10 protein-coding genes are annotated in these 11784 nt (G+C 69.6%); 4 read left to right on the top strand and 6 right to left on the bottom strand.

From position 1 onward, the window contains the following. Window positions 1–2800 (bottom strand): UPF0182 family protein (locus tag H7I41_RS15885; RefSeq protein ID WP_264013567.1); only part of this gene is annotated, 2800 nt, incomplete at its 3' end. Between the two features lie 86 nt (window positions 2801–2886). Then, window positions 2887–3915: a YlbL family protein gene (locus H7I41_RS15880; RefSeq protein WP_264013566.1), complete on the bottom strand. Its 1029-nt coding sequence runs from the start codon at window positions 3913–3915 to the stop codon at window positions 2887–2889. A 90-nt stretch (window positions 3916–4005) separates the two neighbouring features. Between H7I41_RS15880 and H7I41_RS15875 the strand changes: the two genes are divergently transcribed. The 3 genes from H7I41_RS15875 to H7I41_RS15865 all read left to right on the top strand — a co-directional run bounded on the left by H7I41_RS15875 (window position 4006) and on the right by H7I41_RS15865 (window position 7689). Then, window positions 4006–5382, top strand: coding sequence for a zinc-dependent metalloprotease (locus tag H7I41_RS15875; RefSeq protein WP_264013565.1), 1377 nt, complete (start codon window positions 4006–4008; stop codon window positions 5380–5382). A gap of 75 nt (window positions 5383–5457) precedes the next feature. Then, window positions 5458–6315, top strand: coding sequence for a cyclodehydratase (locus H7I41_RS15870; protein WP_264013564.1), 858 nt, complete (start codon window positions 5458–5460; stop codon window positions 6313–6315). Window positions 6316–6357: 42 nt separating this feature from the next. Continuing rightward, complete coding sequence (locus tag H7I41_RS15865) at window positions 6358–7689, top strand: macrolide-binding ATPase MABP-1 (RefSeq protein WP_264013563.1); 1332 nt, start codon at window positions 6358–6360, stop codon at window positions 7687–7689. A gap of 25 nt (window positions 7690–7714) precedes the next feature. Here the strand turns inward: H7I41_RS15865 and H7I41_RS15860 are convergent, their stop codons facing one another. From H7I41_RS15860 to H7I41_RS15850, 3 genes are all read right to left on the bottom strand, one after another. Further along, complete coding sequence (locus H7I41_RS15860; RefSeq protein ID WP_264013562.1) at window positions 7715–7996, bottom strand: WhiB family transcriptional regulator; 282 nt, start codon at window positions 7994–7996, stop codon at window positions 7715–7717. 149 nt (window positions 7997–8145) lie between these two features. Next, a complete protein-coding gene (locus H7I41_RS15855) occupies window positions 8146–8361 on the bottom strand; it encodes a hypothetical protein (protein ID WP_264013561.1) in 216 nt (71 codons plus the stop codon). Between the two features lie 125 nt (window positions 8362–8486). Then, complete coding sequence (locus H7I41_RS15850) at window positions 8487–10616, bottom strand: ATP-dependent DNA helicase UvrD2 (RefSeq protein ID WP_302471758.1); 2130 nt, start codon at window positions 10614–10616, stop codon at window positions 8487–8489. 74 nt (window positions 10617–10690) lie between these two features. Here H7I41_RS15850 and mrx1 point away from each other — a divergent pair, with 74 nt between their 5' ends. After that, the gene (gene mrx1 / locus H7I41_RS15845) at window positions 10691–10945 is read left to right on the top strand and encodes a mycoredoxin Mrx1 (RefSeq protein ID WP_264013559.1); all 255 of its coding nucleotides are present in this window, start codon (window positions 10691–10693) and stop codon (window positions 10943–10945) included. Window positions 10946–11016: 71 nt separating this feature from the next. Here the strand turns inward: mrx1 and nudC are convergent. Then, a partial coding sequence (gene nudC, locus H7I41_RS15840) for an NAD(+) diphosphatase (RefSeq protein ID WP_264013558.1) occupies window positions 11017–11784 on the bottom strand: 768 nt, incomplete at its 5' end.

The following is an 11784-nucleotide window of genomic DNA, read 5'->3' as shown; positions in this document are numbered from 1 at the left end:
CGGCCTGGTTGGCCGGCGGCGGCGTCGCAGGCTGCCCGTCGGGTGTCGCGGCGGCTGGACGCCCGTTGGGCGGAGCCGTGGGCGCCGGTCCCTGCGCGGTCGCGTCCGCGCCCGGACCGAACAGGTCGGTGAGCGCGTCACGCACCGTCGGCCCGTAGCCGACCTTGTCGTTGTAGAACATCGCCACGCGGATCAACCGCGGGTACGACGACGCCGCATCGCTGGCCCCGGGCGAGGCGTACACCGGTTCGACGTAGAGCAGCCCGCCGTTGCCCACGGGCAGCGTCAGCAGGTTGCCCCACCGGATGCGGTTCTGGTTGTCGCGGCCGATCACACCGAGATCCTGCGAGACCGCGGTGTCGGTGGTGATCGCGTTGTTCGCCAGCTTGGGGCCGTTGACCTGTCCGGGGATAGTCAGCACCGTCAGCTTGCCGTACGTGTCCGGGTCGGAGCTCGCGCTGATGTAGGCCGCGAGGAAGTCGCGCCGGAACCGGTTCATCGCGCTCGTCAGCTGGAACGACGACGAATTGTCCTCGCGGGCCAGGTCTTTGGCGACGATGTAGTACGGCGGCTGGAAGCTGCTCGCCGTCGGGTTCGGATCCAGCGGCACGTCCCAGAAGTCCGATGTCGAGAAGAACGTCACCGGGTCGTCCACGTGGTACTTGGCCAGCAGGGCGCGCTGCACCTTGAACAGGTCCTCGGGGTAGCGCAGGTGCGCCTGCAGCTCGGGCGAGATCTCGCTCTTGGGCTTGATGGTGTCGGGGAACACCTTCATCCAGGCCTGAAGCACCGGATCCTGCTCATCCTGGGCGTACAGGGTGACGGTGCCGTCGTAGGCGTCGACCGTGGCCTTCACCGAGTTGCGGATGTAGGACACCTGCTTGTCCGGCGCGAGCCGGTTGACGGCCACCTCGTTGGAGTCGGCGGTCGCCGAGGACAACGTGGTCAGTTCCGAGTACGGGTAGTTGTCCAGCGTGGTGTAGCCGTCGATGATCCACACCATGCGCTTGTTCACGATGGCCGGGTACACGCTGGTGTCGGTGGTCAGCCACGGCGCCACCGCCTCCACCCGCTCGGCCGGATCGCGGTTGAACAGGATCTTGCTGTTCTCCCCGATCACGTTGGAGAACAAGAAGTTCCGCTCGGCGTACTTGGCGGCGAAGACGCTGCGCGTCAGCCAGTTGCCGATCTCGACGCCGCCGCTGCCGGTGTAGGTGTAGTTCTTGGTCTCGACGTTGTTCTCGTAGTCGTATTCGCGCGGTGTGCCGTTCTCGCCGACGATCGCGTAGTCCGCGGGGGTGTTGGCGATGACCGGCCCGAAGTAGACGCGCGGCTGGTCAAGCGGCGCCGGGCCGGGCCGGTCGACGGTGCCGTTGGGGCCCACGACGCTGGCCAGGAACTCCGGGTACCCGCCGTTCTGGTTCGGGTCCTCGGCGACACCGCGCACGACGTTGGCAGGTGAGGCGATGAAGCCGTTGCCGTGCGTGAAGACGGTGTGCCGGTTGATCCAGTCGCGCTGGTTGTCGATCAGCCGGTCGGGGTTGAGCTCGCGGGCGGCGACCACGTAATCGCGCAGATTGCCGTCACGAGCGACGTAGCGGTCGATCGACAGCTGGTCGGGGAAGTAGTAGAAGTTCTTGCCCTGCTGGAACTGGGTGAACGCAGGCGCGACGATGTTGGGGTCGAGCAACCGGATGTTCGACGTGGTGGCGCGGTCCGCGGCGACCTGCTGGGCCGTCGCGGCGACGTTGCCCGGGTAGTCGCGGTAGCTGACCACGTCGTCGGTCAGCCCGTAGGCCTCCCTGGTGGCCGCGATACTGCGGCTGATGTATTCGCTCTCCTTCTGCGCCGCATTGGGTTTGACGCTGAACTGCTCGACCACCAAGGGCCAGCCTGCGCCGACCACCAGCGACGACAGCAGGAGCAGCACCACACCGATCGCCGGGATGCGCAGGTCGCGCAGCACGATCGCGGAGAACACCGCGGCCGCACAGATCAGCGCGATCGCCAGCAGGATCAGCTTGGCCGGCAGCACCGCGTTGATGTCGGTGTAGCCGGCGCCGGTGAACGGCTTGCCGCCGCGGGTGTGCACCAGCAGCTCGTAGCGGTCCAGCCAGTAGGCCGCCGCCTTGAGCAGGATCAGCACACCCACCAGCGTCACGAGCTGGATGCGCGCCGACCGGCTCAGCGCACCGCTGCGCCCGGCCAGCCGGATGCCGCCGAACAGGTAGTGGCCCAGCAGGTTGGCGACGAACGCCAGGAAGACGGCGACGAACAGGAAGCTCAGCACCAGGCGGTAGAACGGCAGATCGAAGGCGTAGAAACCCAGGTCCAGGCCGAACTGCGGGTCGGTGACACCAAAGCTGCCGCCGTGCAGGAACAGCTGGATGCGCACCCAGTAGCTCTGCGCGACGAAGCCGGACAGGATGCCGATGAACGCCGGGATGCCGAGGCCGAACAACCGCAACCGGCTCATCACGGTGGTGCGGTAGCGGGCGACCGGATCGTTGGGCCCGATCGTCGGCACGAACACCGGACGGCTGCGGTATGCCAGCGCCAGGCCCGCAAAGACGATGGCGCCGATCACCAGCGTCACCACCACGAAGATCAGCAGACGCGTCAGCAGCACGGTGGTGAACACCGAGCGGTAGCCGAGTTCGCCGAACCACAGCCAGTTGACATAGCCGTCGATCAGGCGGGGCCCGATCAGCAACAGAACGACGACCGCGAGTGCGATCCCGATCAGAAAACGGCTACGTCGCGTCAGCTTCGGCATCCTCGCCGCGGGCCGCATACCCACTCGTCACTCCAGTTCTGGGGAAGTCCATCGAAGGCACGTCTGTCGACGTGGCACCAACTCTACGCACCCCTCACCGGTGCGGTGACCTAGCAGCGGGGCGGTTCGCCACCAGCGGAAAGCGTCTTCAACGCGTCGACCGTCTGCGTGAGATTCTCCGCCTTGACCAACTCGAGGCCGTCCTGCGGATCGGTCTTGGCCTCGGCGCAGTTGTCGGCGGGCACCAGGAACACTGTGGCGCCGGCCTCCCTGGCCGCCAGCATCTTGTGCGTGATGCCCCCGATCCCGCCGACCTCGCCGTCCGCGGTGATGGTGCCGGTGCCCGCGACGAACCTGCCGTCGTTGAGGTCACCGGTGGTCAGCTTGTCGACAACGGCCAGGCTGAACATCAGGCCCGCCGACGGACCGCCGATGTTCGCCAGGTTGAAGTCGATGGAGAAATCCGCCCACGGCGCGTCGAGCACGCCGACGCCCAGGAAGCCCTGCCCGCCGTCGGGGTGCTTGCCCAGCGTGATCGTGGTCTCGCCGTCGTCGGCGTTCTTGCGGCGGAAGTCGACCGTGATCGCGTCACCGGGCCGGGTGGCCTTCACGATGCCCTGGAACTCGTCGAGGGTGGCGACGGGTTTGCCGTTGACCGCGTCAATGGCGTCACCCGGCTGCAGCTTGCCCGCGGACGGCCCGGGGTCGGTGACCGACTCGACGGTGACCGCCTTCGGGTACTTCAGGTAGGCCAGCGCGGCGTACTCGGCGTTGTCCTCCGATCGCCGGAAGTCGGTGCTGTTCGCCTCGTCGATCTCGTCCTTCGACTTGTCGGGCGGATACACCAGGTCGCGGGGCACCAACTGCTCGCGGCCCGACGTCCACAGCGCCAGCGCCTGGCCGAGGGTCAGGCCGTCGCGCTGCGACACGGTGGTCATGTTCAGATGCCCGGACGTGGGGTGCACGTCGGCGCCGGGGCCCTCGATGTCCACGACCTGCTTGCCGTCGACCTCGCCGAGGGTGTCGAACGTCGGTCCCGGGCCCAGCGACACGTACGGCACCGTCGTCACCGACAGCAGCACCCCGAACGCAAGGATCGGCACCAGCGCGACCAGCAGCGTCAATACCCGCCTGTTCACGCCGCCCACAGTAGAGGCCCGGTGCGCGGTTCACTCACAGCGTGACCCGCGCACCCGCACGGGCCGCCCATGGTGAGTACCGTTGACGGCATGGCTGACCTGCCCTTCGGGTTCAACTCTGGAGACGACCCCGAACGTGACCGCAAGAAGGACCCCGACCCGGGATCCGGCGCGGGCGGGCCGTCGAATCCGTTCGGCCCCGGTTTCGGGCAGGGCGGAGCCGGCTTCGACATGTCCGAGCTCGGGCAGATCTTCAGCAAGCTCGGTGAGATGTTCAGCGGCGCCGGCGCCATGACGCCCGGCGGGCAGGCCGGTCCGGTCAACTACGACCTGGCCCGTCAGATCGCGTCGAGTTCGATCGGCTTCGTCGCACCGGTGCCGGAGAAGACCAGTTCGGCGATCGCCGACGCGGTCCGGTTGGCCGAGACGTGGCTCGACGGCGCCACACCGTTGCCTGCCGGCACCACCCGGGCGGTGGCCTGGACGCCCTCGGACTGGCTGGACAACACCCTGCAGACGTGGAAGCGGCTGTGCGACCCGGTGGCCGAGCAGATCTCCACGGTGTGGGCGTCGGCGCTGCCCGAAGAGGCCAAGAGCATGGCCGGCCCGCTGCTGGCGATGATGTCGCAGATGGGTGGCATGGCCTTCGGCTCGCAGCTCGGCCAGGCGCTGGGCAAGCTGTCGCGAGAAGTGTTGACCTCCACCGACATCGGGCTCCCGCTCGGGCCCAAGGGAGTGGCCGCGCTGATGCCGGAGGCGGTCGAGGCGCTGTCGGAGGGGCTCGAACTGCCCCGCAGCGAGATCCTGACGTTCCTCGCCGCGCGCGAGGCGGCGCACCACCGGCTGTTCAGCCACGTGCCGTGGCTGTCGTCGCAGCTGCTCGGCGCCGTCGAGGCGTTCGCCCGCGGCATGAAGGTCGACATGAGCGGCATCGAGGACCTGGCGCGCGGTTTCAACCCCGCCTCGCTGAGCGATCCCTCGGAGATGGAGCAGCTGCTCAACCAGGGCATCTTCGAGCCGAAGGCCACCCCGGAACAGGTCGCCGCGCTGGAACGGCTGGAGACGCTGCTGGCCCTGGTCGAGGGCTGGGTGCAGACCGTCGTCATCGCCGCGCTCGGCGACCGCATCCCCGGAACCTCGGCGCTGTCGGAGACGCTGCGCCGCCGCCGCGCCACCGGCGGACCCGCCGAGCAGACCTTCGCCACCCTGGTCGGGCTGGAACTGCGGCCGCGCAAGCTGCGTGAGGCCGCCGTGCTGTGGGAGCGGCTCACCGACGCGGTCGGCGCCGACGCGCGCGATGGCGTGTGGCAGCACCCCGACCTGCTGCCCGACGCCGCCGACCTCGACGAGCCCGCCGGATTCATCGACCGCGTCCTCGGCGGCGACACCAGCGGTATCGAGGACGTCATCGCCGAGTTCGAGAAGAACGACAAGAAGGACGAGGGCGAGAAGGACGGGGCCGGCTAGAACGTCCCTTTCCGCGGCGCCCGGGCCCTGTGGATAACCCGCGGTGGCGCCGGCCGGCCGTGGCACAGTCATCGCATGACGCGCTATGCGCTGGATCCGTCGATGCCGGTGCTGCTGCGGCCCGACGGTGACGTGCAGATCGGGTGGGACCCGCGGCGCGCCCTGCTGGTCCGCCCGCCCGACGGCGTCACCCCCACCGCGCTGACCGGCCTGCTGCGCGGCATGCATGCCGGCATCACGCCCGACGACCTGCGCACCGCCGCCGCCGAAGCCGGCCTTCGCGATGCCGCGGCACTGGACGATCTGCTGGCCGCGCTGGTCGACGCCGGCGTCGTCACGGTGGCGCGCACGGTGTCGCGCAGCCACCGAACCCGCACCGCGGCGATCCGCATCCACGGGCGCGGCCCGCTGTCGGACCTGCTGAGCAGCGGCCTGCGGTGTTCCGGCGCCCGGGTGTTCCAGAGCAGGCTGTCCCACGCCGAGGTCACGCCGGATTCGACGGATCTGGTGGTGCTGTCGGACTACCTGGTGACCGAACCGCGCGTCGTGCAGCAGTTGCACGCCGCGGCGATGCCACATCTTCCAGTGCACATCCGCGACGGCGCCGGCATGATCGGGCCGCTGGTGATCCCCGGCCGCACCAGCTGCCTGGGGTGTGCCGACCTGCATCGCAGCGACCGGGATTCGGCCTGGCCGGCCGTGGCGGCGCAGCTGCGCGGCACCGTCGGCTGCGCGGACCGGGCGACGCTGCTGGCCACCGCGGCGCTCGCCCTCGATCAGGTGGACCGGGTGATCCGGGCGGTCCGCGAATCCGGGGATGCGCGGCGGCCAGCCGATCCGCCCCCGACCCTCGACACCACCCTCGAGTTCGACGTCCGGCGGCACTCCATCGTGGCCCGGCGGTGGTCGCGTCATCCGCACTGCACCTGCTGAAAACGATTGTTGCCAGTTGGTGACGAGCCGCTGCGCTGAGTCGTGGATGATGGACTGGTGGCTGACATCAAACGCGGGCGCGCCGCCCGTAATGCGAAGCTCGCGAGCCTGCCCGTCGGCATGGCGGGCCGGGCCGCACTCGGTTTCGGCAAGCGGCTGACCGGCAAGTCGCGCGATGAGGTCAACGCCGAACTGATGGACAAGGCCGCCCAGCAGCTGTTCACCGTGCTCGGTGACCTCAAGGGCGGAGCGATGAAGGTCGGCCAGGCGCTCTCCGTCATGGAGGCCGCCATCCCCGAGCAGTACGGCAAGCCCTACCGCGAGGCGCTGACCAAGCTGCAACGGGAGGCCCCGCCGCTGCCCGCGGCCAAAGTGCACCGGGTGCTCGACGGCCAGCTCGGCACCAAGTGGCGCCAGCGGTTCACCTCGTTCGACGACCAGCCCGTCGCCTCGGCCAGCATCGGCCAGGTGCACAAGGCCGTGTGGGCCGACGGCCGCGAGGTGGCCGTCAAGATCCAGTACCCCGGCGCCGACGAGGCGCTGCGCGCCGACCTGAAGACGATGCAGCGGATGACCAGCGTGCTCAAGCAGCTCGCTCCCGGCGCCGACGTCGACGGTGTGGTCGACGAGCTCATCGAGCGCACCGAGATGGAACTGGACTACCGGCTCGAAGCCGACAACCAGCGCGCCTTCGCCAAGGCCTACGAGGACGACCCGAAGTTCGTCATCCCCCGCATCGTCGCCAGCGCGCCGAAGGTGCTGATCGCCGAATGGATCGACGGCATCCCGATGTCGCAGATCATCCGCGAGGGCAGCACCGAGGAGCGCGACCTGATGGGCACCCGGCTGGCGGAGCTGACCTACAGCGCGCCGCAACGGCTGGACATGATGCACGGCGACGCCCACCCCGGGAACTTCATGCTGCTGCCGAACGGACGGATGGGTGTCATCGACTTCGGCGCCGTCGCTCCCCTGCCCGGCGGGCTGCCCGTCGAGCTGGGCCAGATCATGCGGTTCGCGTTGGACGACGACTACGACAACCTGATCGCCACCATGGAGAAGATCGGATTCATCCAGCCCGGCGAGAAGGTGTCGGTCCAGGACGTCGACGACATGCTGCGGCAGTACGTGGAACCGCTGCAGGCCGGGACCTTCCACTTCACCCGCAGGTGGCTGCAGAAGATGACCGCCGTGCAGCTGGACAAGTCGGTTGCCCAGATCAAGACGGCCAGGCAGATGGACATCCCCGCCAAGCTCGCCATCCCGATGCGGGTGATCGCCTCATCGGTGGCGATCTCGTGTCAGCTCGACGCCCATGTGCCCGTCAAAGCCATTGCGACGGAGCTGGTTCCGGGATTCGCCGACGCAGCATGACTGTCCGGGGCGCCCGGCGGCGGCACTAGGCCGCCGCCGGGTTTCCCTCGGTGTTCTTGCGCGGACGCCCACGCGGCCGCTTGCGCGCGACGACGGTGCCACGGTCGAGGATCTCCCCGCCCCACACGCCCCACGGCTCCTGCCGTTCCAGCGCGGCGTTCAGGCACTCGCGCCGGATCGGGCAGTCGGCGCACAGTGCCTTGGCCCGTTCGAGGTCAGCCGGACTCTCGGCGAACCACATGTCGGGGTCGTTGAGATGACATGGCACTGCCGGCAGCTTCCGCTCGAGGCACATACCCTGCGACATCAGTTGATTCCTGCTTCCTGGTCGTTGATTCCTCGGCCATCTGATTTCTGATGGATCTGGGACCAGGTGCTCGGATCATCTCCGAAAAAACTCTGGCCACGGATCCGGTGACTGCGGGTCCGTGGCCATGTGGCGTGTCGAAGGCGTACCTAGGTGGTGCCCCGATTCACGGACGGACGAGTCGCGGTGGCGGCGCGGCGCTTGCGCGGCGCCGGAATGGCGGCGGCAGGCCACGCCGCAATAGCGGCGGCGGCTGCCGCGGACGCGTGATACGCCGCCCCGGCGCAGGTGCCGGCGACGACATAGAGGGTCCGCGACATGCCGGCAACGCCTACACCGACAAACGCGTTCGTGTTGCTGATCATGATCCGGGCACCCTCCTTCCGACTCGTCGCCCAACGTGTGATTCGAGGCTAAGCCTAACAGCGCAGCCGCACAACCTATTTTCTACCTGCGCTTTTGGCGGAATCTTTGCGATTCCTGGCCGCCTTCAGCCCCTCTCGCGCACCAGGGCCAGCACGTCGGGCCCGTACTGCTCCAACTTGCGTGCACCGATGCCCGGAATCGCCACCAGCGCGGCGTCATCGGTGGGCAGCGTCTCGGCGATGGCGATCAACGTGTTGTCGGTGAAGACCACGTAGGCGGGGACTTTCAGCTCCTTGGACGTCTGCAGCCGCCACTCCTTGAGCCGCCCGAGCAGTTCCTCGTCGAGGTCGGACGGACAGGACTCGCAGCGGCGCAACATGATCGCCGGTGGAGTGGTCAGCGCGCCGTTGCAGACCCGGCATCGTGGCGTTGCGCCCTTCTGGCGACGGGGCCGACCGGGAGCGGTGTCCGACGAGGCCTGCGGTGCGAGGCCGTTGAGGAACCGCGACGGCCGCCTGCCCTGCCTGCCGCCCGGTGCGCGGGCCAGCGCCCAGCTCAGGGCGAGGTGCACGCGCGCCCTGGTGATGCCCACGTAGAGCAGGCGGCGTTCCTCCTCGACGGGTTCACTGTCGGGGCCGTGGGTCAGGGCGTGCGAGATCGGCAGCGTGCCGTCGGCGAGCCCGACCAGGAAGACAGCGTCCCACTCCAGCCCCTTGGCGGCGTGCAGCGACGCCAGCGTGACGCCCTGCACCACCGGCGGATGCCGGGAGTCGGCGCGCTGACGCAGCTCGACGACCAGGGCGCGCAGGTCCAGATGCGGCCGCAGCGCCACCTCTTCGTCGACCAGTTCGGCCAGCGCGGCGAGCGCCTCCCAGCGTTCGCGCGCCCGGACGCCCGCGGGCGCCTCGGCCGTCAGCCCGAGTGGTTCGAGCAGGTCGCGCACCACCTCGCCGAGCCCGGCGCCGGCCCCGTCGTCCTCGGTCCGCTCCGCGGCGCGCTGCAGTGCCAGCAGGGCCTGACGGATCTCCTGGCGGCTGAAGAAGCCCTCGCCGCCGCGCACCTGGAAGGCCACACCGGCCTCGGTGAGCGCCTCCTCGTAGACCTCCGACTGGGCGTTGATGCGGTACAGCACCGCGATCTCCGCCGGGGAGGTGCCGGACTCGATGAGCCGGGCGATGGCCTTGGCGACGGCGGTCGCCTCGGCGACCTCGTCGGGATGCTCGGAGAACGTCGGCTCGGGGCCGGGTGGCCGCTGCCCGACCAGGTGCAGCTTGCTGCCCGCGATGCGCCCGCGCGCACCGGCGATCACCCGGTTGGCCAGCGACACCACCTGCGGGGTTGACCGGTAGTCGCGTTCGAGGCGCACGACCGCGGCCTCGGGGTGCCGCCGGGAGAAGTCGAGAAGGTAGCGGGGGGTGGCGCCGGTGAACGAGTAGATGGTCTGGTTGGCGTCGCCGACCACGGTGACGTCGTCGCGGGAACCGAGCCAGGCGTCGAGCACCCGCTGCTGCAGCGGCGTGACGTCCTGGTACTCGTCGACCACGAAACAGCGGTAGCGGTCCCGGAACTCCTGGGCGACCGCCGCGTCGTTCTCGATCGCGGCAGCGGTGTGCAGCAGCAGGTCGTCGAAGTCGAGCAGCGCGGCGTCGTCGTTGCGTGCCTTGAGCGCCTCGTAGCCGGCGTACACCGCGGCGATGCGGGCGGCATCGAACGGGATGTCGCGGCCGATCTCGGCGACGGCGGCGGCGTAGCCCTCCGGGCTGATCAGCGACGCCTTCGCCCATTCGATCTCACCGGCGAGGTCGCGCACGTCGTCGGTGGAGGACTGCATCCCGGCCCGGTTCGCCGACTGCGCCACCACCGAGAACTTGCTGTCCAGCAGCCGCCAGCCGGTGTCGCCGACCACCCGGGGCCAGAAGTACTGCAGCTGGCGGCGCGCCGCGGCGTGGAACGTCATCGCCTGCACCGGGGCGGTGCTGGCGTCGGAGTCCTGATCCAGTGCGCGCAACCGGGCGCGCATCTCGCCGGCCGCCCGTGAGGTGAACGTCACGGCCAGCACCTGGCCCGGCGCCACGTGGCCGGCGGCCACCAGGTAGGCGATGCGCCGGGTGATGGTCCTCGTCTTGCCCGTGCCGGCGCCTGCCAGTACGCACACCGGGCCGCGGGGAGCGAGCACGGCTTCGCGCTGCTCGTCGTCGAGGTCGGTGAGCAGCGGCTCGAGCGACGAGCGGGCCTCTACCGACATGCGGTCCATCTTGACAGGGCGGTGTGACAAAAGCCCGGCGCAGTGCCGGGCATGTTCGGCGCATCGGTTAGGTTGAATCCGTTATGACTGCTTCCGATACCGCCACGTTGACCATGTACACCACCACGTGGTGTGGGTACTGCTCGCGGCTCAAGACCGCCCTGAGGTCCGAGGGGATCTCCTGGAGCGAGGTCGACATCGAGGCCGATCCGGCCGCCGCCGAGTTCGTCGGCTCAGTGAACGGCGGGAACCACGTCGTGCCCACGGTCAAGTTCCCCGACGGTTCGACGCTGACGAACCCGAGCATCAAGGACGTCAAGGCCAAACTGGCCGGATAACCGACGGCGAGCAGTCGCGAAGTGCCCCGACACGCGGGGCGAGGCGCGCAATGTGCGTCTGCTCGCGGACGTCAGTCCTGGGCCGCCCAGGACTCGATGATCTCCCTGGCGATCGAGATCGAGCCGGGCAGCAGCAGCCGTGACGGCGAGCGGCTGTTCCAGTCCCCGTGCTCGAGTGCGTCGCGGATCTCGGCCCGGGTGAACCACCCCGCCTCGGCGATCTCCCCGTCGTTGTAGGAGAACTCCTGCTCGGGGTCGCCGATCGCGTGGAAGCCCACCATCAGCGAGCGCGGGAACGGCCACGGCTGGCTGCCCAGGTACTCGACGTCGGTGACCGTCAGCCCGACCTCCTCGGCGATCTCGCGGACCACACACGCCTCGAACGACTCGCCCGCCTCGACGAAGCCGGCGAGGATGGAGAACAACCGTTCCGGCCACACCGTCTGGCGGGCCAGCACCGCGCGGTCGTGGCCGTCGTGCACCAGGCAGATCACCGCCGGGTCGATGCGCGGGAACTCCTCGTGGCCGGTCAGCGGATTCGACCGGCCCCAGCCGGCCTTGATGGGCCGGGTCGGGGCGCCGTCGACCGGACTGAAGCGGGCGCTGTCGTGCCAGTTGAGCAGCGCGGTGGCGGTCGAGACGAGCTGGGCGCTGACGTCGTCGAAGATGTGCCCCGCGCGACGCAGGTCGAGCACCTCCACCGGTTCGTCACCCGCGGGCGGCTCCAACTCGCCGCGCACCGCCCAGACGTGCCTGCCGTCGTCGAGGCGGCCGAGGAAGACCGCGTCGGCGGGCGGCGCGTCGGCCAGCGCCGCGGCCGCGCCGAGCACCACCCGACC

This window comes from [Mycobacterium] manitobense (assembly GCF_025821665.1).
Classification (GTDB): Bacteria; Actinomycetota; Actinomycetes; order Mycobacteriales; family Mycobacteriaceae; genus Mycobacterium; species Mycobacterium arseniciresistens.
The sequence above is the reverse complement of the archived record's forward strand: the minus strand, read 5'-3'. Positions and strand labels throughout refer to the sequence as shown.